Here is a 24,919-nt window from a genome sequence, read left to right on the forward strand (position 1 = left end):
ATGCGGCATCGCATCGATTGCCTAGCGCCATTTGCGCGCCATTTGCCTAGTGCCCCCAACTATATAGTAGGAAGTCCAAGTAAAAGAACCCCCTCGGGCTTCGCGCCGCGGCGGCACCGCTCACAGGCGCGGGCACGCCGAACAGCCCCCTCGTGAGGGGGTGTTCGGCGTGCCGGTCAGTCGGTGGTGCGCCGGTCGGCTTCTGCGCGCAGCTCGGTGATGGTTCGATCGATGTGCGTGCGCGCCATCTGCTCGGCCCGCTCGGCGTCACCCGCCTCAATGGCGTCGACGATCTCGACGTGCTCCTGGATGGCCTGCACCGCGTTGCGCGGGCCGGTGTGCGCGATCGGGGCGAAGACCTGCCCGGTCATGCGCAGGATCGGACTCTGGGCGATGACGAACTGGTTGCCGGTCATCACCATGATCATCTCGTGGAAGTCGACGTTCAGCTTCGTGTACGCACGTGCGTCCCACGGCGTGACCGTGGCGCGCTGGGCCTCGATGAGTCGGCGCAGACTCCGCACATCCGAGGCGGTGGCCTCGGTCGCGGTCAGACGTGCGGCGAGGGCATCCACCGCACCGCGCAGTTCGTACGCGTCGATGAGGGTGGCCGCATCGCCGCTGACGATGCGCATGCCCCGGCCCGATTCGTGCGTGACGAGCCCCTCCTGTTCGAGACGCCGTAGCGCTTCGCGCAGCGGGGTGCGGCTGACGTTCAACTCGGCCGCCAGATGTTCCTGGCGGAGCCAGGCCCCGGTCGGATAGTGATGCGAGTAGATGCGCTCGCGGATCACCGCCGCGATCTCGTCGACCAGCGGAACGGCTCGCGCCACCGTCGTCGGCACCTCGCCCATGCTGCGTCCTTTCGCCGTCGTCGTGGTCACGTGTGTGAGGACGGCCCCGTCACGACCATCGGCTTGATGATAGTGCGTCGTGCCCGGACCGCCCCCGAGGCGGCATCAGGCGATCAGCGACCAATCCGGGGTTGCGTCTGCGCGAACGCTCTCGTACCAAGCGCAGGCAGCCAGCACGAGATCGTCCGATCCGATGCGCCCGGCGACCTGGAGCCCGATGGTGCGGCCGTCGGCGGTGAACCCGCAGTTGATGCTGGCCGCAGGCTGGCCCGACATGTTGTACGGCATCGTGAACGAGATGTGCGCCATCGGACGGTCGGGATCGTTCACCGGCATGGGGTCTTCGGCCGGGAACGCCGCCATGGGAGCGACGGGGGAGAGCACGAGGTCGAAGGGCGCGGTCGCCGCGCGGGTGGCCTGCTGGATCTGGCCGAATCTGCCGTAGTTCACCAGAGTCTGCGCGCCGTCGTACGCGGCACCCGCCCCGCACCAGCGAGCGATGTAGGGCAGCACGAGCGATCTGCCTTCATCATCGAGCGCGCTGTAGTCCACCCACGAGCGCGTGCGCCAGAAGGCGTCGACACCCGCCAGCTGCTCGGGCGTCATGAACGGCGCCAAGGGAACGACCGTGGCGCCGGCCGCCGCGAACAGATCCGCGGCCGCCTGCACCGCCGACAGCACCTCCGCGTCGACGTCGGCGCCCGACCCGGCATCCAACTGGAGGGCGATGCGCAGTCCGGCGACGTCGGGAAGGGTCTTGGACCAGTCCATCTGCGGGTACGGTCGAGCGGTGTAATCGCGTTCGTCCGGCTGGGCGATCACGCTCATGAGCGCCTGCGCGTCCGCGACAGTGCGCGTGAGCGGGCCGGCGGCCCGCCCCAGGTACGGTGCGTGCAACGGCACGAGGCCGTCGCTGGGCTTGAGAGTGGCCAGTCCAGACCATGTACCGGGAAGTCGAATCGACCCGCCGATGTCGGTGCCGACGTGCAACGGCCCATAGCCGGCCGCGGCTGCGGCGCTGCTGCCCGCACTCGACCCACCGGTGGTCAGCGCCGGGTTCCAGGCGTTGCGGGAGATGCCGTGCAAAGACGAGACGCCCGACGAGAGCATGCCCCAGTCAGGCATAGTCGTCGACCCCAGGATCACGAGCCCGGACTCGAGCAGCCGGTCGGTGATGGGGGCGTTCTGGGGTGCTGCCGGAGGATTCGGAATGGCCGTACCGGACGGCAACGGCTTTCCGGCGCGGGGGATGTTCTCCTTCACCGTGGCGGGCACGCCATCGAATGCGGAGAGCTGCGTGCCCGTTGCCCAGCGCTGGGCGGACGCCTCGGCATCGGCGCGCACCTGGCTCGGGTCGTGCAGATAGAAGGCGTTGAGCACCGGCTCCCGGTCGGCGATTCTGGCCAGCACCGCCTCGGCCACCTCCCGGGGATCCAGCCCGTCGGCGTAGCCGGCCGCCAGTTCATGGGCGGACATCTCGTGCAGGTTGCGCGACATGGTGACTCCTCCTTCTGCGCTGCGCGACATCATGCCGTGACCTCGGCGGCCAGGTGCTTGGTGCGGATCTCGGAGCGCAGGTTCATCGAGCTCGCGATGAGCTTCGCGGTGTACGGGTGCTGTGGATCGGTGTAGACGCTCTCGGTCTCGCCCGCTTCGACGATCACGCCCGACTGCATCACCACGACCTTGTCGCACAGATGGCGTACGACGGCCAGATCGTGCGAGACGAACACCAGCGTGAGCTGGTAGGCGTCGACCAGATCGGCGAGCAGGTTCAGCACCTGTGCGCGCACCGACACGTCGAGGGCCGATACCGGTTCGTCGGCGACGAGGACGCGGGGCCTGCAGATCAATGCCCGTGCGATCGAGATGCGCTGTCGCTGCCCTCCCGAGAACTGATGCGGATAGCGATCCAGCGCGTCGGCGCTCAGACCGACCGCCTGCAGCATCTCGGCGGCCATCTCCCGACGCCGTGCCGGCGTCTCGTCGCGTCCGGGAACCAGCAGTGGCTCCGTGATGATGTCGACGACCCGCATCCGCGGATTCAACGATCCCATCGGATCCTGGAAGACGATCTGCAACTGCTGTCGCAGCTGCACCAGCTCGGATTCCCGTGCGCCGGCGACCTCGTTGCCGCTGACGACGACCGAGCCTGACGTCGGCTGGTCGAGCCCAGCGAGGATCCGCAGCAGGGTGGACTTGCCGGATCCGGATTCACCGACCACACCGAGGCGCTCGCCCGGCATCACCCGGAAGTTGGCGTCTTGGAGCGCCTTGACCGTCACCGGCTTGCCGCGAAGGGACGAGCGTCCGCGCGTGTAGTGACGTGTGAGGTCCCTCACCTCGATGACGGGGGCATCGTCGGTCTCCGCCTCCGACTCGGTGGCCCGAGCGTCGGGCGCATCCGCCGGGGCGGGCGCGCTGGCGGTCGGAGCCTCGGGTGCGTCATCAAGCGTGGGCGGGACGTACGACGCGGCGGATGCGACCGTGAACAGGCGCCCGTCGCTGTCGGTGGCCTCCAGATCGCTCGCGGCCAGCAGCCCCCGGGTGTAGGGATGCTGGGGGCGGGTGAAGATGTCTTCGGTGCGCCCCTGCTCGACGACGCGACCGTTGTTCATGACGAGCACGCGGGTGCACATGTTGGCGACCACGGCCAGATCGTGCGTGATGAACAGCAGCCCAGTGCCACGTTCCACGACCGACTCGAGGACGAGGTCGAGCACCTGACGCTGGACGGTGACATCCAACGCGGTCGTGGGCTCGTCGGCCAGCAGCAGCCCCGGATCATTGGCCAGTGCCATCGCCAGCATCACGCGCTGACGTTGGCCACCCGACAGCTGATGAGGGTAAGCGCGCGCGGCTTCGGCGGGATCGGGCAGCTTGACCGACGCCAGCATCTCGATCGCCTTCGCGTTCGCCGCGCGCCGCGACGGGACGGTCTTGTGCTGGAGCATGACCTCGGCAACCTGCGCACCGGCGCGCATCAGGGGGTTCAGCGCCGTGAGCGGCTCCTGGAACACCATGCCGATGTCGCGTCCGCGGATGCGGCGCATGACAGCATCCGATGCGGTGACGAAATTGGCGTCGTGCCCCGCCATGCGCACGTTCCCGGTGGCGTGCAGGCCATCCGGAAGCAGGCCCATCAGGCTCGCCGTCGTCAGGGACTTGCCCGACCCGGACTCGCCGATCAGACCGATCCGTTCGCCGCGTGCGAGCGAGAAGTTCACGTCGGTCACCAGCGGCGCATCGCCGGTGAACACCGACAGGCCTTCGACTGAGAGGAGGTTTTCGTTGGCGGTCATGAACGCTCTCCGTTCAGCTTCGGGTCGAAGCGGTCCCGCAGGCCGTCTCCAAGCATGTTGAACCCCATCACGGCGATGGCGATGGCGATACCGGGCCAGACAGCCAGCATCGGGTTGATCCAGAGGTACTGCTGTGACTCCTGCAGCATCCGTCCCCACGACGCCGTCGGCGGCTGCGTGCCCAGGCCCAGGAACGACAGGGCTGCTTCGGCGAGAACGGCCAGGGCGAAGGTCACCGAGCACTGCACGACGACCATGCCGGCGATGTTCGGCAGGACGTGCCGGATCGCGACGCGGATGCCCGGCTGCGAGGACGCCCGGGCGGCGAGCACGTACTCCGTGCTCATGACCTGCAGGGTGCCCGAGCGGGCGACGCGGGCGAATCCCGGGATCGAGGCGATGCCGATCGCGACCATCGCCGACCCCGTGCCAGGGCCGTAGACCGCGGCGAACATGATCGCCAGCAGCAGCGCGGGGAACGCCAGCAGGATGTCGGCGAAGCGCATCGTGACCTCTTCGGTCGCGCCACGGCGCATGCCGGCGAGGATGCCGAGCGGCGTGCCGATGAGCAGGGCGATTCCCACAGCCACCAGACCGACGAGCAGGGTGATGCGAGCGCCGTAGAGAATGTTCGAGAACACGTCGCGGCCCAGGCGATCGGTGCCCATCGGATGGGTCAGGCTCGACCCCTGGTGGGCGTTGTCGAGGAACTGCTGGTACGGGTCGAATGGCGTCCAGATGAAGGAGATCACCGCGGCGGCCACGACGAGCGCCACCAGGATCGAGCCGACGAGCATACTCGTGTTGCGGCGTCGGGAAGGCTTCACGGACACGCCCGCGATCGACGTGGTGGTCATGCTCTGCTCCCTCGTGCGGAGTTGCGGATGCGCGGATCGACGACCGTGTAGAGCACATCGACCATCAGATTGACGAACAGGGTGATGCCGACGAGCACCATCACCACGGACTGCACGGTCAGCATGTCGCGGTTGCCGACCGCATCCAGCAGCATCGACCCGAGGCCCGGGATGACGAAGACGCGCTCGATGACGACGGCGCCGATGATCAGCGCCGCGAGCTGGATGGAGGTGACCGTGATCACCGGGATCGCGGCGTTGCGCAACCCGTGCTTGAGCAGTGCGCCCAGGGGTGAGAGGCCCTTCGCCCGGGCCGTGCGCAGGTAGTCCTCGCTCATCACCTCGAGAACCGCCGAGCGCACGTAGCGCGTCAGGATTGCCGCCTGCACCGACGCCAGCGCGACAACCGGAAGCGTCACTCGCGAGAGGAAGTCGGCGAAGTCCATGCCCGGCGGCGTCCAGCCGCTGGCCGGGAACCAGCCGAGCTGCAACGAGAACACGACCACCAGCAGCAGACCCGCGAGGAACCCGGGGATGGCGATGCCGAGCTGGCTGATCGCGCTGATCATCGCGCCGGAGACCCGGTTGTGACGCATGGCGGCGAACGTGCCGAACGGGATCGCGATGATCACGGCCAGCAGCATCGCCAGCAGCACCAGGATCAGCGACACCTGGAGCTTGTCGAGCACCATCGGGCTGATGTCCTGCTGGGTGAGATGCGACGTGCCGAAGTCACCGAACGGCAGGCCGGATGCCCAGTCCCAGTACTGCACGATGAGCGGTCGATCCGTGCCGAGCTCAGCGCGCTTGGCTTCGAGCAGCTCCGGGCTCGCGTCGATGCCGAGAACGACCTGTGCGGGATCGCCGGGGATGAGCCGGAGCACCACGAACACCATGACGCTCGCGGCGATGATGCTGATGATGAACCGGGCGAGGTTGGTCAGAATGCGCATGACCATGCCGTGGCCTCCTTCGTATGGTTCGTGCGTGCCGGGGGAGTGCCGGCCCCGTTGCGGGCCGGCACTCGCAGCCGTGCGGGCGACTAGTTCCAGCCGATGTCTCCGAGGAACAGGCCCTCGGAGACCGCGTTGGCGGGGATGCCGGTGACCTCGGCCTTGGCGACGACGGTGTTCGGGAAGAGGAAGAGGGTGTTGGACGCGGCGTCGTCGACGATGGTGCGCACGACCTCCTTCATGCCCGAGATGTAGCCCGCCTCGTCCGCCTGGTCCGCGGCCGCCGCGGCGTCGGCGATCTTCGAGTTGTCGTAGCCGATGTAGTAGTCGGGGTTGTTGAACATGGTCAGCACGTCGCGCTGCTCGACGGCGAGGATGATCGACATCTGGTAGTCGTGCTTGGTGAAGACCTCGTCGAGCCAGACCGCGGGGAACTCCGCCGAAGCGATCTTGGCGTCGATGCCGACGTCCTTGAGCTGCGCGACGACGATCTCCGAGATCGCGGTCGCATACGGACGGGTCGGGACGGTGAAGGTGATCGAGACGCCCTCCGCGCCGGCTTCCTTGAGCAGTTCCTTGGCCTTCGCCGGGTCGAACGGGTAGACGCCGTTGAGGTCCTCGTAGTACGGGTCGCTCGGCGGCACCGGGGCGCCGACCAGGGTGCCGTTGCCGTTCCACGCCGCATCCATCACCGCCTGGCGGTCAATCGCGTGCATCACCGCCTGGCGGACCCGGACGTCGTCGAAGGGGGCGACGCGGTTGTTCATCGACAGTACGATCTCGCCGGTCGACTCGCCGTTGAGCACCTGGAACTCGGGCTTGCCCTCGAACGCCGACAGCAGTGCGGGTGCCTGCATGTTGTAGATGACGTCGACATCGCCCGACTGCAGTGCGTTCGTCGTCGCGGTCGCCTCGGCGAAGTACTTCAGCGTCGCGGTGCTCACCTTCGGCGCATCGCCCCAGTAGTCGGAACGGGCGGCCATGTCGATCGCCTCGTTCGGCTTCCACGACTCGACCGTGAACGGCCCCGTGCCGATGGCCTGATTGGCAAGATCCGCGACGCCGCTCTCATCGAACATCGCACCCACACGCGTGGCCATGTCGTACAGCCAGACATTGCTGGGGCGCGAGAGCACCACCTCGACCTCGGTGTCGCTGAGCACGTTCACCGACTCGACGATGTCCATCTTCGTCTTGAGCCCGGACGTCCAGGCATCCGACTTCACGCGATCGATGCTGAACTTGACGTCTTCGGCGGTGAAGTCCGCGCCGTTCGAGAACGTCACGTCCGAACGCAGCGTGAACGTCACGACCGTGCGGTCATCGCTCAGCGACCAGGATTCCGCCAGCAGCGGCTCGAGCTCGCCGTCCTGGTTCACCTGGACGAGCCCCTCGTACACGTTGCCCAGGAGCGCCTGGGGGATGGCGGCGCCCGCGGTGGTGGTGAAGTCGAGGTTCGCGGGCGGGCCGGTGAGTGCGACGGTGATCGAGTCAGTGCCGGCCGGATCGGCGGTGGCACCGCCGGAGCTGCCGGCCGTGCACGACGTCAGAGCGAGGGTGGCGACGGCGAGCGTCGACACCGTGAGGGTCAGGGTACGAGCACGGGACATGTGGTGTTCTCCATCTGTATGCGACATTGCAGTGAACGGGTAAAGGTGAAGCGTGCAGCGACGTCAGGGGTGCGTCGTCACTGGGGTTTGACCTCGTCGGCCAGAGCACGCAGGGCCTCCTGCTGCTCAGGTTCGACGAAGTCGACGTAGTGCCAGTAGGTGTCGTCGCGGGTGAGCCAGGCGGCGCGCTTGCCGTCGCGTCGCCGGATCGCGTCGAGCATCTCCTCGTGGTGATGGATCAGCGATTGCATCAGCACGCGGCTGTCGGATGCCGAGGAGATCTTCTGCTCCATGAGCGATAGGACGGCGCCGCGCACGGCCTCGTTGACCAGCTCGAGCAGCGTGTTCCGACTGGCCTTGGCGAGCACCTTGTGGAACTCCAGGTCGGCTTCTCCGAAGGCGACCGGGTTCGTTCCGACGCTGGCGCGCATGCGTGCGTTGGCGCGTTCGAGTGCCGCGAGCTCTTCGTCATCGCGGTGGTGCGCGGCCAGGACGGCGGCGGCGCTGCTGATCACCATTCGGAACTGCAACAGCGACGAGAGATCCGCGCCGCTGAGCGCCGTCGCCTGCTTCAACGCCCGCTCCAGCGGGGCAGAGCTCAGAGGCAGAACCACGGGGCCGCGCCGATCGCCGAGACGCGACTCCACGACGTGGTTGCTCTGCAGCACCCGCAGTGCTTCTCGCACGGTCGGCCGGCTCACGCCGTACTGCTCGACGAGCTCGCGCTCACTGGGCAGGTGGTCACCCGGCCGGAGCTCACCGGACAGCACGGCCTGCTCGATGCGTTCGGCGATGACGCGGTACGCGGGTGGCGGCGAAGGGGCATTCATCGGGATCGTCTCCTGCTCGGGTGCGGGTTCGGGGTCGGCGGCCGGGTCTAGCTCATCGGGGGCGTGAACCGGCCGTCGACAGCCGTCCACCCGCCGTCCACGTACAGCACGCTGCCGGTGACGAACGTCGATGCGTCCGACGCGAGGTACACGACGGCGCCGGCGAGCTCGCTCGGCTTCGACCAGCGTCCCAGCGCGCTCTTCGAGGCATACGCGTCGTACCACTCGGGTGTCGCCTTGATGGTGTCGGTGAGAGGCGTGTCGACGCACCCGGGGGCAATCGCGTTCGCGCGCACGCCGGCGTGTCCGAACTCGGCCGCCGCGGTGCGGAGCAACTGGACAGTGGCCGCCTTGCTGGCCGCGTACACGCCCTGGCCGGGCTCGACGACGACGTGGCGGATCGAGGAGAACCCGATGATGCTGCCGCCCTGGCGCCCGACCATGTTCGCGCCGAACGCGCGGATGAGGTCGAAGCTCGAACGCTGGTTGAGCGCCACGACGCGGTCGTACTCGTCCGATGAGTAGTCGAGCAGCGGCTTGCGCACGTTGGTCGCGGCGGTGAACAGCAGCGTGTCGGCATCGTTGTGTTCAGCCGCCGCGTCGAAGACCTGCGCCGAGTCGAGCACGTCGAGCTGAAGAGCCTCGGCGGTGCCGCCCTGCTCGCGGATGAGCCGGCTCGTCTCCTCGGCACCGTCGAGGTTGCGGTCGGCGCAGACGACGTGCGCGCCGTGAGCGGCCAGGGCCAGCGCGCTCTCGCGGCCGATGCCGCTGGCGCTGCCGACGGCGACCGCCTTGCGGCCGTCGAGACGGAACAGGTTGGTGTAGTCCATGGGATCCTTCTTCGTTCTACGGCCGGATGACGGCCATGCGGGTGACGGTCAGCTCTTCGGCGGCGAATCGGGGACCTTCGCGACCGATGCCGGAGTCCTTGACACCGCCGTAGGGCATGACGTCGTTGCGGTAGCCGGGTACGTGGTTGACGATGACGCCACCGACCTCGAACTCCTCGACGGCGCGGAACGCCGTCTTGAGCGAGGTGGTGAACACGGCCGCCTGCAGCCCGTACCGGGAGTGGTTGACGGCAGCGACGGCCGCGTCGAAGTCCGGGACCGATTGGATGCAGATCACCGGACCGAAGATCTCCTCGTCCCAGACCCGTGCGCCCTGCGGAACATCGGTGAGAACGGTCGGCTCCAGGGCTGTGCCTCGACGGCCGCCGCCTGAGACCACCCGCGCTCCGCCGTCGACGGCCTCGGCGATCCACTCCAGGACGCGCTCGGTGGAGCGCTCATCGATCAGCGCGGCGACCTGCGTACTCTCGTCGCGGGGGTCTCCGACGGAGACATCCGCCATCCGCTGTGCGACGAGATCTGAGAACTCATCGACCACCGCGGCCTCGACGATGACGCGCTGCACCGAGATGCATGCCTGCCCGTTGGCGTAGAAGCCGCCCTGCACCGCGGCGTTCGCCGCCGCCGCGAGGTCGGCGTCGTGAGCCACGACCAGTGCCGCATTGGATCCAAGCTCCAGAAGTGCCTTGCGTGGAGCGCAGTCGCGAGCGATCTGATGGCCCACTGCGGCGGAGCCGGTGAAGCTGACCGCCCCGATGCGGGGGTCTGTCGTCAGCGTGCGTCCGACGTCGGGGCCGCCGGTCACGAGCTGCACCGCAGCGAGGGGAGCGCCGTGTCGTCGGAGCACCTCGCGCACGAGGTGGACGAGCCACAGCGTGGCCAGTGGCGTCTGCGGTGCCGGCTTGCAGATCACGGCGCACCCCGCGGCGATGCTGGGTGCGATCTTGTGGCTCGACAGCAGCAGGGGGTAGTTGAATCCGGCGATGCCGATGACGACGCCGATCGGCTTGCGGGTCCAGTACCCGATCAGTCCTTCGCCGCCGGACTGGATGTCCAGCGGCACCGTCTCGCCCCGCAGCTGAGCCACGGCCTCTGCGGCCGCATGCCAGGTGAACAGCGTGCGATCCACCTCGGTGCGGCAATCACGGAGCGGCTTGCCCGTCTCGAGCACGAGAACGTCTTCGAGTTCGGCGCGGTGCTGTTCGAGTTCGGCCGCCACATCGAGCAGGATCGAACGGCGCACTCCCGCGCTCAGGGCGGCCACCTCGGGCTGCACCGCGAGCGCCGCTTCGAGCGCCCGCTCGGCGTGGGCCACTTCTCCTACCGGCGCCTCGGCGACAACCGTGCCGTCATACGGGAAGACGATAGATTCGTTGCTGACGCCATCCGTTGTCCAGTCGTCCGCGAGGGGCAGGCCCGAGGGGAAAAGGGTAGGGAGAATGCCCATTACGGCTCCGCTCTGAAACGTAAGAATGATGCACGGCCACTGGTAAGACCGCTGGAGTCCCAAGCTAGGGTAAAGCGCTCCAGCGCGTCAACTTGTTCGCCGAAATACGCAGAACTTGGACTGGATACAAACTGTCGGCGACGGAGCGTAGACCGTCATCGGACGCAACGCGCATCACGAGGTCACCGCCGAGTGCGGTGCCGGTTCGGAAATTTCCCTTGCGGTAGATGCGTTAGCGGGAATATGCTCAAAGGCTGTCGCGCCGACCGGCCGACGAAGCCGAGCCTGAGGAGGACACCATGGCCACGACGATTGTCACGTTCATCGCCCTCGGCTCGCGCGCAGCCCGCCTGCGTGATTGATCGCGGTCCGCGCCACTGACACGGCGCGTCGCACTGCCTCACACCGGATGCCACGGGCATCCGCCATCGTCTTCGTCTTCCGCTCGCAACGCAACTGAGAGTCATGTCTGTCACCGCTTCTTCGTCGTCTCTGTCCACCGTCGCCGCGCTCCTGCGCCTGAAGCCCTTCGTCCGCCCGATCATCGGCCGGCTCATCGGCGGTGCGCTCAGTGCGCTCGCCGCCGCCGTCATCGCCCTGATGATCCCGATCGTCCTCGAACAGATCGTGAAGGGCCCGATCGCCTCGGGCGTCACCGGTCTGATCGCCGTCGGCGCTTTCGGAGTGCTCGCACTCGCGCTCGGCGAAGCGGCCATGGTGTGGCTGCGCCGCTGGTTCGTGCTGACCCCGGCCACCGAGGTCGAGTTCCAGATGCGCTCCGAGCTGTACTCGCGGTTGCAGAACCTGCCCGTCGCGTTCCACGACCGCTGGCAGTCCGGGCAGCTGCTGAGCCGCATGATGCAGGACATCGGCCTGATCCGGCGCTGGATCGCGTTCGGCCTCATCCTGCTGGTGGTCAATATCCTCACGATCGGCATCGGCGCCGTGCTGCTGTTCCGCTGGCACTGGCTGCTGGGCACGATCTTCCTGGTCACCGGCATCCCGATGTGGATCCAGGGCTACCTTTTCGAGAAGCGGTACGGCGTGCTCGCGCGCCGTAGCCAGGACCAGGCCGGCGACCTCGCGACCAGCGTCGAGGAGAGCGTGCACGGTATCCGGGTGCTCAAGGCGTTCGGCCGTGGCAAGCACGCGCTGACCCGCTTCAGCCGTCAAGCCGAGACCCTGCGCCAGACCGAGCTGAGCAAGGCTCGCGCCGTCGGAGAGATCTGGTTCTGGCTCGATCTGATGCCCCAGATCGCGTTCGGGCTGAGCCTGATCACCGGCATCTGGCTGATCGCCGATGGTGCGATCGACGTGCCGCAGCTGTTCGCGTTCTTCGCGATGGCGACCGTGCTGCGCTGGCCGATCGAATCGATCGGCTTCCTGTTCTCGTTCATGCTCGACGCCCGCACGGCGACCGATCGCGTGTTCGACATCTTCCAGGAGACCAACACGATCACTGATCCTGAGAGCCCGAAGCACATCGCCGAGCCCCGCGGACGCCTGGCCTTCGAGGGCGCACACTTCCGCTACCAGGACGCCGGCGCCGCCGAGCGCGACCTGCTCGACGGCATCGATCTCGTGCTCGAGCCCGGCGAGACCATGGCCCTGGTCGGACTCACCGGCAGCGGCAAGACCACGCTGACGACCTTGCCGGCCCGGCTCTACGACGTCACCGGCGGACGCGTGACGCTCGACGGCGTCGACGTTCGCGACCTGCAGCTGTCGGAACTGCGCCGCCACATCGCGATGGCCTTCGAGGACGCGACGTTGTTCTCGGCGTCCGTCCGTGAGAACGTGCTGCTCGGCCGTGCTGAGCTCGACCTGCACGGCGACGAGGCCGAGCGCGTGCTGCGCGAGGCGCTCGACGTCGCCCAGGCAGGCTTCGTCGATCAGCTCCCGGACGGCGTCGAGACGATCATCGGTGAAGAGGGTCTGAGCCTGTCGGGCGGACAGCGCCAGCGCCTGGCACTCGCCCGCGCCGTGGCCGCCGCACCCAAGGTGCTGGTGCTCGACGACCCCCTGTCGGCACTCGACGTCGACACCGAGGCCCTGGTCGAGGAAGCACTGCGTCACGTGCTCGCCGACACGACCGCACTGATCGTCGCGCACCGTCCTTCGACGGTCGCGCTCGCCGACCGGGTCGCTCTGCTCGAACGCGGGCGCATCAGCGCGGTCGGCACGCACTCCGAACTGCTGCGCACCAGCGCGCACTACCGGCACGTGATCTCCAGTCTTGAAGCCGAGGAGGCCGCCCGCACCGACGCGATCCCGATCATCACCGACGCCGTCGCCGAGGCACACGCGCGTCAGCAAGACGAGAAAGCGGGCAGCGCCCCGCACGACCAGACCCACGACGAGGAGGTGCAGGCATGAGCATCACCGGAACCCAGAACGAGGATCGTTCCGACTACACGCGGGAAGAGAGCCGCGCCATCCGCCAGCGCTCACTGCGTCTGCTCGGGTCGCTCGTGACGCCGCTTCGCCTGCGCATCGTCGTCGCCGCGCTCGTGCTCGTCGTGTCGACTGCGCTGCAGGTCGCCGGCCCCATCCTGATCGGCATCGCGCTCGACCGCGCACTCCCGCAACTGCTCCAGAACGCCGATTGGATGCCGGCGATCACCGTCACCATCGTGTACTTGGTGGCAGGCATCCTGGGGTCGGCGCTGATCGGCCTGTACGTCGTGCTCGCCGCCAAGATCACCCAGGCCGTGCTGCTCGACCTGCGCAAGCGCATCTTCGTGCACACCCAGCGGCTCAGCCTCGAGTTCCACGAGTCGTACACGTCGGGGCGCATCATCTCGCGCCAGACCAGCGACCTCGACTCGATCCGTGAGCTACTCGATGGCGGTCTGAACAACCTCGTCTCGGGCGTGTTGTTCGGCGTGTTCACCTTCATCGCCCTGGTGATCGCCGACTGGCAGTCCGGGCTCATCCTCGCGCTCGCCGGCATTCCGCTGGCACTGCTGATGCGCTGGTTCTACAAGCGCTCCCAGCTGGTGTACCGCGAGTCGCGCGTGATCAGTGCGAAGGTGATCGTGCAGTTCGTCGAGACGATGACCGGCATCCGCGCCGTGAAGTCGTTCCGCAAGGAACCGCGCAACGATGAGACATTCCGCAAGGTCGCCGGCGACTACCGCGACGTGAACCGCCGCTCGATGGTGCTGTTCGGCACGTTCGAACCGGGGCTCATGGCCGTGTCGGCGCTGACCATCGCTCTTGTGGTGCTGTGGGGCGGCATCCGCGTGTCGGACGGCGCTCTCGGCGTCGGCGTGCTGCTGGCCACGGTGCTGTACGTGCGCAACTTCTTCGCGCCCATGCAAGAGATCGCGATGTTCCTGAACTCCTACCAGTCCGCCACGGCGGCACTGGAGAAGGTGTCGGGAGTGCTTGACGAGGTGCCCACCGTTCCCGACCCCGACAAGCCGGTCGACCTGTGGGAGTCGCGTGGGGCGATCCGCTTCGACGAGGTCACCTTCGGGTACAACGGCGAGAAGACGATCCTCCCGAACTTCACGCTCGACATCCCCTCGGGGCAGACCATCGCCTTGGTGGGTACGACGGGAGCGGGCAAGTCGACGTTGGCCAAGCTCATCTCGCGGTTCTACGACCCGTCGATCGGCACGGTCACCCTCGACGGTGTCGACCTGCGCATGCTGCACCCCAAGGATCTGCGCCGCGCGATCGTCATGGTCACACAGGAGGCGTATCTGTTCAGCGGCACGGTCGCCGACAACATCGCGCTCGGCAAGCCGGACGCCACGCTCGATGAGATCCGCGCGGCTGCCCGCGCGGTCGGCGCGGACGGATTCATCGAGAATCTTCCCGACGGATACAACACCGACGTCAACAAGCGTGGCGGGCGCGTGTCCGCGGGGCAGCGTCAGCTGATCTCGTTCGCGCGGGCCTTCCTCGCCGATCCGGCGGTGCTGATCCTCGACGAGGCGACCGCGTCGCTGGACATCCCGTCCGAGCGCCTGATCCAGGATGCGCTGCAGACGCTGCTCGCCGACCGTACTGCGATCATCATCGCGCACCGACTGTCGACGGTCGCGATCGCCGACCGGGTGCTGGTGATGGAGCACGGCCGCATCATCGAGGACGACACCCCGCAGGCGCTGATCGGTGGCTCGGGCAAGTTCGCGCAGCTTCACGCGGCCTGGCAGCAGACTCTGGTGTGATTCTGTTCCGAGCGGTGCTGCACGTGGTTAGGTTGAAGGTGTGGATCCGTTCTGGGCGATGGCAGCAGAGCTGTGGTGGGTCGCACCCGTCGTCATCGGCGGGGCGACCACCGCTGTCGTGGTGTCACGGAGGGCCAGCGTGAGCAACAAGAGACTCGGTTACGACGCGGCGCGGCTCGAGCTGCGCCAGGCGCAGCAGGACGCCCGCGTCGCCGCCGACAACGCCCGTGTGGCTCGCGCCGAGGCGACGAGGGTCACGGCCGACCGTGCCGCCTCGCGGACGGATTCCGGCGCCGTGGCGGCCGCACGGCGCGCGCTACGCGAGGCACAGCTGGCCTCGAAGGCCGCGACGGCTCGGGTCAAGGCCGCCCGCGCACGGGTGGTCGCCGAGCGCACGGCGTTGAGCCATGGTGGGGGCGCCCCGCTGGAACGCATGCGCCACCGCCACGACGCCGTTCTCACTCGCTGGATGGAGTACGAGACCGACCCCGACAAACTGCTCGCGTTCCCCGCGATGTCGGATGCCCGTGCCCCCGCCACCGCGGCCTTCCTCGCCGCGGTGCAGGAGGCGCGGGAGCTCCGGCCGAACGAGGAGCAGCGGGTGACGGCATCCGACTACGGCGCGTACCGCGACGCAGTGGAGCGCCTCGAGCGCGCCTTCGATCTCGCCGAACGCAGTGTGCGCGGTGAGAAGCTGCAACCCGACGGGGCCGATGCGCTGCGCGATGCCGCGCGCACTCTCGTGGAACGCACCACCGACGTGATCAACCGCACGTCGGACGTGCTCGGGATGTGGACGCGCCCGCATCGTGACGATCCGCCGCGGGACAGCCGCTGACCCGGCTCACTTTTTCAGGACGATTGCACTTCTGCAGGATGCTGGTGGCAGTTTCGTCCTGAGAAGTTGCGATCGTCCTGGATTCTTGAGCGAGCAGACCGCTCTACCCGACCGGCGCCAGGTGCAACCCTCTGCTGATCGCGGCCGCGATCGTGCGCTCGACGTGTTCCCAGTCGTAGATGACCTGCGCGTACGAGAAGCGCAACACGGTGAACCCACGCATGCGCAATTCGGCATCGTGGGCGATATCGCGGGTGCGATCAGCGGATGACGAGTGGAACGACCAGCCGTCGATCTGCACGACGAGGTGGGTGCCGATCAGAAAGTCGACCGGATGCCCGGCGAGATGCACCTGGAAGCGCAACGGCACGCCCCACGAACTCAGCCGTACGTGAAACACCGTCTCCAACGAGGAGTCCGTGCCGGCCCGGGCATGCTGCATGCATCGCCGGGCGGCGGCGCTACGCCAGGGCACGCTGTGGAGCGCTTCCCACGTGGTGGCACCGGTGCGGATGGCCGACTCCCAGATCGCGACGGCCTGGTCCAGCGGGTGGCACTGGGCCGCATCCGCCAGGGCGTCTTCCACCGATGCCTCCAGCACACGGGGGCGTGGCGGACCGAGCGTCTTCGACCAGTGCGCGCGCACGTCGGCGCGCAGCGATTCATGTGGCGGAAGGTGCAGGTGCACGGTCTCATCAGCATCCGGTGGGACCCACCAGCCGCGTCGCCGCGCGAGCGTGGTGCAGGTCACGACACCACCGCTGTGCGCGGCGATCAACAGATCGTGCGGCGCCGACCGCAGTGCCACCCACTTGGCGCGCACCCGCAGCACCTCTCCGGAGCGGATGGCCGCCCGCACACGAGCGGGCGGGAATCCGGCATCCGATGCGTCATCGCGGTGGCCGATACCACCGCGATTACTGAGCCACGTCGTCAATCTCACCGGGCCAGCATGGCCCGGCGGGCGTGCACGTCGGATGCCCGTTTCCACGGCCTGTGCACAACTCATCGTTCCCGGGGCCTGTGCACGGCGACTGAGGGAGCACGATTTCAGGACGAATGCACTTCTGCAGGATGCTGGCGGCTGATTCGTCCTGAGAATTTGCGATCGTCCTGAGAAAAGGCGAGCGGCGACGGGGCCTCGATGGGGGAGGGGATTCGAGACCCCGCCGCCGGTTCAGTCCGTGACGCGGATCTCGGCGATGACCTCGGAGTACTCGGTCTCGCCGACCGGTTCGAAGCCGACGCGTCGGAAGAACGCCTCGGGGCCGCCATCACCGGCTTCATAGATCACGTTCACGTGATCGACGCCGCGGGCGCGGGCCTCGTCGATCAGAGCCTGCACAGCGAAGCGACCGACACCGCGGCCCTGATCATCGGCATCCACGTTGATGCGCCACAGCACGCTGCGGAAGTTCTCTTCCAACGCCTCGGGGTCGAAGCTCGCGCTGACGAAGCCCACGACCTGGTCGCCGTCGAGCACGACGCGCTGCCACGTGGTCTGGGGGTTCACGACCGTGGCGGCGATGCCGTAGGAGACCGGAGCGAGGAACTGCTCCTGTCCGGGCTTGAGCGACAGCTTGTTGACGGCGACGATCGTCGTCGCGGAGAGTTCGACCATACGCAGTTCCGACATGCCCCCAGGCTAGCCCCTACAGCGCGACGGTGCAGAGAATGCTGTCGTACGAATGCACTCGGGTATCTTGGTATCGAGATAAAAAGCCCTCGTGAACGGAGATCCGGTGACCGACGACGCCATCATCTACACCTACACAGACGAGGCGCCGGCACTGGCGACCGCGTCCTTCCTGCCGATCATCAAGGCATACACCAGCCAGGCAGGCATCGAGGTGGAGACGCGTGACATCTCGCTGGCAGGACGCATCCTCGCCGCCTTCCCCCAGAAGCTCACCCCCGAGCAGCAGATCGGTGATGCCCTCGCCGAGCTCGGCGGACTGGCCACGCTGCCCGAGGCCAACATCATCAAGCTGCCGAACATCTCGGCATCGATCCCGCAGTTGAAGGCGGCAATCGCCGAACTGCAGCAGCAGGGCTTCGACGTCCCGGACTACCCGGACGAGCCGAAGGACCTCGATGAGCGCGACGTGCGTGCCCGCTACGACCGCATCAAGGGCTCGGCCGTGAACCCCGTGCTGCGCGAGGGCAACAGCGACCGCCGTGCCCCGTTGGCCGTGAAGAACTACGCCAAGAAGCACCCGCACCGCAACAAGCCGTTCGCCGAGGGCTCGAAGACGCGTGTCGCCACGATGGGGCACGACGACTTCAAGTCGAACGAGCGCTCGTGGGTCGCCGCGCACGACGACGTCCTGAGCATCCGTCACATCGCCGCAGACGGAACCACCACCGTGCTGAAGGAGGGCCTGAAGGTCCTGCCGCGCGAGATCATCGACGCCACTTTCCTGTCGGCGAAGCACCTCGATGCCTTCCTCGCCGAGACGCTCGAAGCGGCCAAGAACGACGACGTGCTCTACTCGGTGCACCTCAAGGCCACCATGATGAAGGTCAGCGACCCGATCATCTTCGGCCACGTCGTCAAGGCGTTCTTCGCCGACGCCTTCAGCCGCTACGGCCAGCAGCTCGCCGACGCAGGCCTGAGCGCCAACGACGGTCTCGGCTCGATCCTCGCAGGTCTGTCGAACATCGCCGGGGGTGACGAGATCGCCGCCGCGTTCGAGGCAGCGATCGCCGATGGCCCGCGCCTGTCGTACGTGAACTCCGACAAGGGCATCACCAACCTGCACGTGCCCAGCGACGTGATCGTCGACGCCTCGATGCCTGCTCTCGTGCGCAACGGCGGCAAGATGTGGGGCATTGACGGCGCCGAGGGCGACACCCTTGCCGTGATCCCCGACTCGTCCTACGCCGGCGTCTACCAGACCGTGATCGATGATGTCATCGCCAACGGTCCGCTCGACCCCGCCACGATCGGCACCGTGCCGAACGTGGGCCTGATGGCGCAGGCCGCCGAGGAGTACGGCAGCCACGACAAGACCTTCGAGATCGCCGCGGACGGCGTGGTGCAGATCGTCGACAGCGAAGGCACCGTGCTCATCGAGCACACCGTCGGCGCCGGCGACATCTGGCGTGCCACGCAGACCAAGCACATTGCGGTCATGGACTGGGTCAAGCTCGCGGTCACGCGGGCACGCGCCACGGGTGCACCCGCCGTGTTCTGGCTGGACGCCAACCGTTCGCACGACGCGCAGATCATCGCCAAGGTGCACCAGGGCCTCGCGCTGCTCGACACCGCCGGCATTACGATCACGATCCTCGCGCCCGAAGAGGCGACTCGCTACACGTTGGCGCGCATGCGCCACGGCCTGGACACCATCTCGGTGACCGGCAACGTGCTGCGCGATTACCTGACCGACCTGTTCCCGATCCTCGAGGTCGGTACCAGCGCCAAGATGCTCTCGATCGTGCCGCTGCTCGCGGGCGGTGGGCTGTTCGAGACGGGCGCCGGTGGTTCCGCGCCGAAGCACGTGCAGCAGCTCGTCGAGCAGAACTACCTGCGCTGGGACTCGCTGGGTGAGTTCTTCGCCTTGGCCGCGTCGCTGGAACACCTGGCAGACCGCGTCGGCAACGAGCGTGCACGCATCCTCGCCGAGACGCTGGACGCTGCGACCGGCACGTTCCTCGAAGAGGACCGTTCGCCCGGCCGCGCCCTTGGCACGATCGACAACCGCGGCAGCCACTTCTACCTGGCGATGTACTGGGCACAGGAGCTGGCGAAGCAGACGAAGGACGCCGCGCTCGCCGCTGCATTCGCACCGGTCGCCGAGACCCTGGCTGCGAACGAGCAGACGATCGTCGACGAGCTGAACGCTGTGCAGGGTGCACCCGTCGAGATCGGCGGCTACTACCGGCCCGACGCGGCGAAGGTCGCGGCGGCCATGCGCCCCTCGCAGACCCTGAACGGTGTCATCGACGCACTGGCCTGATCGGGTCGCGTCCGAGACGCGGAAGAGGGCGGATGCTGACAGCATCCGCCCTCTTTACGTCTTCGTGCCGAGGTTACTCGCGCACCCACACCTCGAGTCCGAGGGGCGAGGCGTCGTACACCTGCTTGGCGGCGTCGAAGGTCATGTTGACGCAGCCGTGGCTCATGCGGTTGCCGAAGTTGGAGTGCCACCACGTGCCGTGGAAGGCCTCGTCGCCATTGAAGTAGAGCACCCAGGGCACGTCCTTGGTGACGTAGGTCGAGCCGTCCGCATTCGTGCCGCGCATGTCTTGGATGGGGACATGCGCGCGCACGCGGAAGTGCCCGAGGTCCGTCGGGGTGCCGGGCAGCCCGGTCGACACCAGCCACGACTTGACGACCTTGCCGTTCTCGATCAGATAGGTGCGCTGGTCGCTGATGTCGACCGTGAGGCTACGGGTGACATCGGTGGTCTCGAAAGGCGTCTCGGTGACCGTGAGCGGGTAGGCCGCGTCGCCCTTCTCAAGCGCGGTGGCGAACTCGGATGCCATACCGGCGGTGTCGGCGAGCTCGCGGCCGGTGGCGCCTTCTGTCTCCGTCCGCAGCACGTTTCCGTCCGAGTCGACGATGTTCTTGGCGGGCTCGGGCTCTCGGTTCACGGACTCCGCGAGCGTGTCGACGACAGTCTGGATCTGAGTGGAGTCAGCGGTGATCTGCAGTTCGCCGTCGACGGCCTCGACGCTCAGCCAGCTCGCGGCCACCTTCGGCTTCACCGGTACGGTGCGCTCGTCACCGACGTAGAAGCCGATCGTGCCGAGCATGCCATTGAGCTTCTCGACACCGGCGGCGGCCTTCTCATCGGTGATCGGGGGTTGCACGGGCGTCGGCGCTCCTGAGAATGTCAGGGTCGTCGCGCCCTCATTGACGGCGTCGGTGAAAGCGGCAGCGAGGTCGTCCACCGAGATGCCCGTGCCGGATGCGGCGGGCGTCGCGACGTACTCGGCCGCGCCGTCGTCGAACACGACGGCAGCATCCGTGGCGTCGATGAAGCTCTCCGGGGCCGCGGCGCGCAGCGCGCTGGTGGCGGTCTCGGCGTCGAGTGTCACCGTGGCGGCGACGGGCGCGCCCAGCCAGGCGCCGAGGTTCCACATCGGGCGTTCGGCGAACGCCTGCTCCGCGAGCAGCTTGGCGTCGATGTTCGCGCCGAGGTCAGCGCCGCTGACCTGCGACTCCTGACCGATGTCGGTCAGCGTGACGTCGGTGGTCGCAACGCGATTGATGATGGCGTCCATCGCCATGCCTGGAGTCATCCCGCCGACAGCCACTCCCGCAACGGTGGTACCCGGGGCGATCAGCACGAGCGATGCACCGACGGCGGCGATCAGCGCTGCGCCGCCGCCGAGGCCGATCCACAGGCCGAGGCGGCGCTTCTTCGGAGCGGGTTCAGCGGGCGCCCACTCCATGGGGCGGTCGATATCACCGGGGGGTCGCGTGTCGACCGACTCGGAGCCCTCGGAAGAGGCACCCGTATCGGGTCCGGAGATCACATCAGTCACGGAACAGCCCCCCAACGGATTGCGCGACGCAATGCACTCATGGTAGATGACGAGTGCTGCGGGTGGGGTGCATGGGGTGCTGAAGAAACGATGCGCGCCGTAACGTTTGGGTAACCCACGGGCTCCGCGGCGCGCCATGTTGCGCGAAAGGCGGTTCGTAAGGTGTACTAACAAATATGACGATCGTGAACCGATATCCAGGCGTGCGCATCGGCCTCGACATCGGCGGCACGAAGATCGCCGGAATCGCGCGTGCCGATGACGGCGCGATCCTCGCCGACGTCCGCCAGCCGACCGGCATCGGCGGCGACGCCGTCATCGCGGGCATCCTCGACGCTACTCGTGCCCTCCGCGACCAGCTGCCCGGTTCTGACATCCGCTCGATCGGCATCGGCATTCCCGGGCTCGTCGACGCGAGCGCGGGGAGAGTGCTGCACGCAGTCAACCTGGGGGTGGAATCGCTCGACATCGCGGCGCAGGTGCAGCGCGCTCTCGACCTGCCCTGCTTCGTCGAGAACGACGTCAAGGCCGCTGCCCTGGGTGCGGCGTCGTTGCGCGACGACAACACTCCGATCGCCTACCTCAACCTCGGCACGGGGGTCGCGGCCGGCATCGTCATCGACGGACGGATCTGGCGAGGGTCTCGCGGCATCGCCGGCGAGATCGGCCACCTTTCGGTCGATCCGCAGGGCCGCGTGTGCGGCTGCGGACAGCGCGGCTGCATCGAGACCATGTGCGGCGGGGGAGCGCTGGCTCGCGCCTGGGCACGCGAGGTCGATCTGCCGGTGAAAGACATCCTCGACGCCGCGGATGCCGGTGACCCGACTGCGACCGTGCTGCGCGACGACCTGTTCCGCGGCGTGGCGGCGGCGGTGCGGGCGCTCGTGCTGTCGGTGGATGTCGAGAGCGTCGTGATCGGCGGCGGACTCACCGCCCTCGCCGAACGGCTCGAGCCCGGCATCCGCACCGCGTTGCGAGCAGATGCGGCAACGTCACCGTTCCTGCGGTCGCTGCACCTCGATGAGAGGATAGAGATGCTTCCGGCGGACTCGCCGGTGGCGGCCATCGGGGCCGCCTTGCTGGGCAGCGCACCTGCAGATACCACCGCACTCGACAAGGAGATCGTCCCCCATGGCTGAAGTCGTCATCCTCCCCAGCAAGGCCGAAGCAGGCGCGCTCATCGCCGATGAGATCGTGCGACTGATCGACACGGTCGCCGAACCCGTGCTGGGTCTTGCCACGGGGTCGACGCCGTTGCCGGTCTACGAGGCATTGCGCGAGCGCCTGGCCGGCCACGACGTATCGCACCTGCGCGGATTCGCGCTCGACGAGTACGTAGGCATCGACCCGGCTCACCCCGAGAGCTACCGTTCGGTCATCACCCGCGAGGTCATCCAACCTCTGGGGCTGGACCCCGAGCTGATCCGCGTGCCCAACGGAGCCATCGAGAGCGTCGAGCACGCCGGTGCCGACTACGAGGCGGCGATCGCGGCCGCGGGCGGCGTCGACCTGCAGATCCTCGGGATCGGCACAGACGGCCACATCGGGTTCAACGAGCCCGGTTCGTCGTTCGCCTCCAGCACACGCGTCAAGACGCTCACCGAGCGCACCCGTGAGGACAACGCCCGGTTCTTCGACTCGATCGACGACGTGCCCCGGCACTGCGTCACCCAGGGACTGGGAACGATCCTGCGCGCCAAGCACCTCGTGCTGCTCGCGTTCGGTGAGGGCAAGGCGCGCGCCGTCGCCGGGGCCGTTGAAGGGCCCGTCAGTGCGATCCTGCCCGCCTCTGCCATCCAGCTGCATCCGCATGTGACGGTCGTCCTCGACGAGGCCGCCGCCAGCGAACTGAAGCTTGCCGACTACTACCGCTACAGCTACGAGAACAAGCCCGCCTGGCAGGGCATCTGAGCCAGCACCGGCCCTCGGGCGGGCATCTGCTTCCGCTCAGCGCCACGCGAGCGGAAGCAGATGCTCCACGCTGAGCGGGGCGAGCGGAACGCTGTGCATATCGCCCGGGGCGAGCCAACGCAGCTCGGCCAGTTCGGCCTGCACGACGACGTCCGAAGATTCCGCCCGCAGCGCGAATGCCTCGGCGACCACGCGGTGATCGGGCTCGTTCGCCGCTGCCGATACGAACCTTCCCAGCGGCTGCAGCGCCGTCTCGTCGACCCGCAGAGCGAGCTCCTCATCCAGTTCCCGAATGAGCGTCTGCGCGGCGGTCTCGCCGGGTTCGGGCTTGCCACCGGGCTGCATGAACCGGGTGGTGCCGTGCTTGCGCACCACGAGCGCGTGACCGGCGCGGTCGACGATCACCGCGGCGCTGACGTGGATATCAGGCATCGAACACCTTTCCCGGGTTGAGGATTCCTTGTGGATCGAACACGCGCACGATATCGCGTTGCAGCTGCCACTGGTCAGCGCCCAGCTCCTCGGCCAACCAGCGGCTCTTCAGCATGCCGATGCCGTGCTCACCGGTGAGGGTGCCGCCCAGCCGCACCGCCGTGCGGAAGAGATCGTCGGCGGCGGCCCAGACGTGATCGGGTACGTCCTCGCCGTCGAAGATGAAGTTCGGATGCAGGTTGCCATCGCCCGCGTGCGCGACGGTCGGGATGCTGACGCCGTGCTGTTGCTCGATCCGCTCAATCTCGTCGAACATCGCCGCCATCGCGCTGCGCGGAACAGCGACGTCCTCGATCAGCGTCGTGCCGAGTGCGGCCATCGCCGGGTGCATGGAGCGGCGCACGCGCAGGAGTTCCTCGCCGGCATCCGGATCGTCCGTGACCGCGACAGTGCCGCCGCACGCTTCGAGCACGTGTGCGATCGCGGCAGCCTCGTCGCGTGCGGCCGAGCCATCGGTCTGGATGGTCAGCTGCGCGGATCGCGCGGCTGGCAGCGGCATCCCGAGCAGATCGTGGACGGCGGCTAGTGCTGTGGCGTCCATGAGCTCCATGATCGACGGCTGCACGCCGGCGGCCGTCACCGCGGCCGCGCCCGCGGCCGCAGTGCTCACTGTCGGGAACGAAGCCGTGAGCGTGCAGACCACGCCCGCAGGGCGCCGGCGCAATTTGAGCGTCGCACCCACGATGACGCCCAGCCGGCCTTCGGAGCCGATCGCCAGCGAGGTCAGATCCAGGCCCGTGACGCCCTTCACCGTGCGGTGACCGAGGCGCAGCATCCGTCCGTCGGCGAGCACCAGATCCACCCCGAGCACCGCATCGCGTACGACGCCGTACTTTGCGCACAGCAGACCACCGGCACCGGTGGCGATGTTGCCGCCGACCGTGCTGATCTCGCGGCTGGCGGGGTCGGGTGCCCACCACAGGTCGTGCTGTGCCAGGTGCGCGTTCAGGTCGGCGTTGAGGATGCCCGGCTCGACGACCGCGATGAGATCATCGGGCCGTACTTCGAGGATGCCGGTCATCGCCGCTGTCGACAGCGCGATCTCGCCGGGGCCGGCGTTCGCGCCGCCTGCGAGGCCCGTACCCGCGCCGCGGGTCACGACCGGGGTCTCGGTCTGCGAGGCGATGCGCATCGTGCGCTGCACCTCGTCGACGGTCCTGGCATGCACCACGGCCAGAGGGCGCCCGGCAGAACGATGTCCGCTACGGTCGGCCCTGGCGGCTTCGAGCGCGCCGGACGTCGTATCGACGATATCGCCGAGTTCGCTCTGCAGCAGTGCGAGGACGTCGGTCATGGC

General features: G+C 67.9%; 20 protein-coding genes. 6 read left to right on the forward strand and 14 right to left on the reverse strand.

Translation table 11 applies throughout. The annotated features are described in order from the left end of the window. Window positions 1-176: 176 nt before the first annotated feature. From ACLD0U_RS02450 to ACLD0U_RS02490, 9 genes are all read right to left on the reverse strand, one after another. Complete coding sequence (locus tag ACLD0U_RS02450) at window positions 177-884, reverse strand: GntR family transcriptional regulator (RefSeq protein WP_206550322.1); 708 nt, start codon at window positions 882-884, stop codon at window positions 177-179. 75 nt (window positions 885-959) lie between these two features. Then, window positions 960-2,351, reverse strand: coding sequence for an amidase (locus ACLD0U_RS02455; RefSeq protein ID WP_410339732.1), 1,392 nt, complete (start codon window positions 2,349-2,351; stop codon window positions 960-962). A gap of 29 nt (window positions 2,352-2,380) precedes the next feature. After that, entirely contained in the window at window positions 2,381-4,156 is a 1,776-nt protein-coding gene (locus ACLD0U_RS02460) for an ABC transporter ATP-binding protein (protein ID WP_179411530.1), read from the reverse strand. After that, a complete protein-coding gene (locus ACLD0U_RS02465; protein ID WP_179411529.1) occupies window positions 4,153-5,013 on the reverse strand; it encodes an ABC transporter permease in 861 nt (286 codons plus the stop codon). The genes ACLD0U_RS02460 and ACLD0U_RS02465 overlap by 4 nt, the downstream gene beginning before the upstream one ends. Beyond that, entirely contained in the window at window positions 5,010-5,972 is a 963-nt protein-coding gene (locus ACLD0U_RS02470) for an ABC transporter permease (protein ID WP_179411528.1), read from the reverse strand. The genes ACLD0U_RS02465 and ACLD0U_RS02470 overlap by 4 nt, the downstream gene beginning before the upstream one ends. 83 nt (window positions 5,973-6,055) lie before the next feature. Next, complete coding sequence (locus ACLD0U_RS02475; RefSeq protein WP_206820883.1) at window positions 6,056-7,576, reverse strand: ABC transporter substrate-binding protein; 1,521 nt, start codon at window positions 7,574-7,576, stop codon at window positions 6,056-6,058. Window positions 7,577-7,653: 77 nt separating this feature from the next. Continuing rightward, window positions 7,654-8,406 (reverse strand): FadR/GntR family transcriptional regulator, encoded by a 753-nt coding sequence (locus ACLD0U_RS02480; RefSeq protein ID WP_179411526.1) that lies wholly within the window; start codon window positions 8,404-8,406, stop codon window positions 7,654-7,656. Window positions 8,407-8,453: 47 nt separating this feature from the next. Continuing rightward, window positions 8,454-9,236 carry an SDR family NAD(P)-dependent oxidoreductase gene (locus ACLD0U_RS02485; protein ID WP_206550317.1) on the reverse strand — a complete coding sequence of 261 codons (783 nt, stop codon included), beginning with the start codon at window positions 9,234-9,236 and terminating at the stop codon, window positions 8,454-8,456. Between the two features lie 16 nt (window positions 9,237-9,252). Continuing rightward, a complete protein-coding gene (locus ACLD0U_RS02490) occupies window positions 9,253-10,704 on the reverse strand; it encodes an aldehyde dehydrogenase family protein (RefSeq protein ID WP_410339733.1) in 1,452 nt (483 codons plus the stop codon). Window positions 10,705-11,169: 465 nt separating this feature from the next. Here ACLD0U_RS02490 and ACLD0U_RS02495 point away from each other — a divergent pair, with 465 nt between their 5' ends. The 3 genes from ACLD0U_RS02495 to ACLD0U_RS02505 are packed head-to-tail and all read left to right on the forward strand — an operon-like array spanning window position 11,170 to window position 15,723. Next, a complete protein-coding gene (locus ACLD0U_RS02495; protein ID WP_179411523.1) occupies window positions 11,170-13,080 on the forward strand; it encodes an ABC transporter ATP-binding protein in 1,911 nt (636 codons plus the stop codon). Next, a complete protein-coding gene (locus ACLD0U_RS02500) occupies window positions 13,077-14,885 on the forward strand; it encodes an ABC transporter ATP-binding protein (protein WP_179411522.1) in 1,809 nt (602 codons plus the stop codon). Before ACLD0U_RS02495 ends, ACLD0U_RS02500 begins: the two co-directional genes overlap by 4 nt. Window positions 14,886-14,925: 40 nt before the next feature. Then, complete coding sequence (locus tag ACLD0U_RS02505) at window positions 14,926-15,723, forward strand: hypothetical protein (RefSeq protein WP_224817416.1); 798 nt, start codon at window positions 14,926-14,928, stop codon at window positions 15,721-15,723. Between the two features lie 103 nt (window positions 15,724-15,826). Here the strand turns inward: ACLD0U_RS02505 and ACLD0U_RS02510 are convergent, their stop codons facing one another. Continuing rightward, window positions 15,827-16,666 carry an endonuclease domain-containing protein gene (locus tag ACLD0U_RS02510; RefSeq protein ID WP_224817417.1) on the reverse strand — a complete coding sequence of 280 codons (840 nt, stop codon included), beginning with the start codon at window positions 16,664-16,666 and terminating at the stop codon, window positions 15,827-15,829. A 234-nt stretch (window positions 16,667-16,900) separates the two neighbouring features. Beyond that, the gene (locus ACLD0U_RS02515; protein ID WP_206550313.1) at window positions 16,901-17,359 is read right to left on the reverse strand and encodes a GNAT family N-acetyltransferase; all 459 of its coding nucleotides are present in this window, start codon (window positions 17,357-17,359) and stop codon (window positions 16,901-16,903) included. 106 nt (window positions 17,360-17,465) lie between these two features. On the opposite strand from ACLD0U_RS02515, the gene ACLD0U_RS02520 reads away from it, so the two are divergent. Beyond that, entirely contained in the window at window positions 17,466-19,685 is a 2,220-nt protein-coding gene (locus ACLD0U_RS02520; RefSeq protein ID WP_206551254.1) for an NADP-dependent isocitrate dehydrogenase, read from the forward strand. A gap of 73 nt (window positions 19,686-19,758) precedes the next feature. On the opposite strand, the gene ACLD0U_RS02525 is transcribed toward ACLD0U_RS02520, so the two are convergent. Further along, window positions 19,759-21,219, reverse strand: a complete 1,461-nt coding sequence (locus ACLD0U_RS02525) for a L,D-transpeptidase (protein WP_410339734.1) — start codon at window positions 21,217-21,219, stop codon at window positions 19,759-19,761. A gap of 176 nt (window positions 21,220-21,395) precedes the next feature. On the opposite strand from ACLD0U_RS02525, the gene ACLD0U_RS02530 reads away from it, so the two are divergent. Together ACLD0U_RS02530 and ACLD0U_RS02535 are read left to right on the forward strand one after the other, a co-directional pair. Then, a complete protein-coding gene (locus ACLD0U_RS02530) occupies window positions 21,396-22,358 on the forward strand; it encodes an ROK family protein (RefSeq protein WP_410339735.1) in 963 nt (320 codons plus the stop codon). Further along, window positions 22,351-23,130 (forward strand): glucosamine-6-phosphate deaminase, encoded by a 780-nt coding sequence (locus tag ACLD0U_RS02535; protein WP_410339736.1) that lies wholly within the window; start codon window positions 22,351-22,353, stop codon window positions 23,128-23,130. Before ACLD0U_RS02530 ends, ACLD0U_RS02535 begins: the two co-directional genes overlap by 8 nt. Window positions 23,131-23,166: 36 nt before the next feature. Here the strand turns inward: ACLD0U_RS02535 and ACLD0U_RS02540 are convergent, their stop codons facing one another. After that, entirely contained in the window at window positions 23,167-23,562 is a 396-nt protein-coding gene (locus tag ACLD0U_RS02540) for an NUDIX hydrolase (protein ID WP_410339737.1), read from the reverse strand. Beyond that, a complete protein-coding gene (locus ACLD0U_RS02545; RefSeq protein ID WP_410339738.1) occupies window positions 23,555-24,916 on the reverse strand; it encodes an FAD-binding oxidoreductase in 1,362 nt (453 codons plus the stop codon). Before ACLD0U_RS02545 ends, ACLD0U_RS02540 begins: the two co-directional genes overlap by 8 nt. Between the last annotated feature and the right edge of the window lie 3 nt (window positions 24,917-24,919).

It is taken from the genome of Microbacterium sp. 2216-1, assembly GCF_046507855.1.
In the GTDB taxonomy this organism is placed as follows: Bacteria; Actinomycetota; Actinomycetes; order Actinomycetales; family Microbacteriaceae; genus Microbacterium; species Microbacterium esteraromaticum_C.

Bases quoted from the DNA above. Each gene is read 5' to 3' on its own strand.
- ACLD0U_RS02455 (WP_410339732.1), bottom strand. From the start codon at position 2,351: ATGTCGCGCAACCTGCACGAGATGTCCGCCCATGAACTGGCGGCCGGC.
- ACLD0U_RS02460 (WP_179411530.1), bottom strand. From the start codon at position 4,156: ATGACCGCCAACGAAAACCTCCTCTCAGTCGAAGGCCTGTCGGTGTTC.
- ACLD0U_RS02465 (WP_179411529.1), bottom strand. From the start codon at position 5,013: ATGACCACCACGTCGATCGCGGGCGTGTCCGTGAAGCCTTCCCGACGC.
- ACLD0U_RS02470 (WP_179411528.1), bottom strand. From the start codon at position 5,972: ATGGTCATGCGCATTCTGACCAACCTCGCCCGGTTCATCATCAGCATC.
- ACLD0U_RS02475 (WP_206820883.1), bottom strand. From the start codon at position 7,576: ATGTCCCGTGCTCGTACCCTGACCCTCACGGTGTCGACGCTCGCCGTC.
- ACLD0U_RS02480 (WP_179411526.1), bottom strand. From the start codon at position 8,406: ATGAATGCCCCTTCGCCGCCACCCGCGTACCGCGTCATCGCCGAACGC.
- ACLD0U_RS02485 (WP_206550317.1), bottom strand. From the start codon at position 9,236: ATGGACTACACCAACCTGTTCCGTCTCGACGGCCGCAAGGCGGTCGCC.
- ACLD0U_RS02490 (WP_410339733.1), bottom strand. From the start codon at position 10,704: ATGGGCATTCTCCCTACCCTTTTCCCCTCGGGCCTGCCCCTCGCGGAC.
- ACLD0U_RS02495 (WP_179411523.1), top strand. From the start codon at position 11,170: ATGTCTGTCACCGCTTCTTCGTCGTCTCTGTCCACCGTCGCCGCGCTC.
- ACLD0U_RS02500 (WP_179411522.1), top strand. From the start codon at position 13,077: ATGAGCATCACCGGAACCCAGAACGAGGATCGTTCCGACTACACGCGG.
- ACLD0U_RS02515 (WP_206550313.1), bottom strand. From the start codon at position 17,359: ATGTCGGAACTGCGTATGGTCGAACTCTCCGCGACGACGATCGTCGCC.
- ACLD0U_RS02530 (WP_410339735.1), top strand. From the start codon at position 21,396: ATGACGATCGTGAACCGATATCCAGGCGTGCGCATCGGCCTCGACATC.
- ACLD0U_RS02535 (WP_410339736.1), top strand. From the start codon at position 22,351: ATGGCTGAAGTCGTCATCCTCCCCAGCAAGGCCGAAGCAGGCGCGCTC.
- ACLD0U_RS02540 (WP_410339737.1), bottom strand. From the start codon at position 23,562: ATGCCTGATATCCACGTCAGCGCCGCGGTGATCGTCGACCGCGCCGGT.
- ACLD0U_RS02545 (WP_410339738.1), bottom strand. From the start codon at position 24,916: ATGACCGACGTCCTCGCACTGCTGCAGAGCGAACTCGGCGATATCGTC.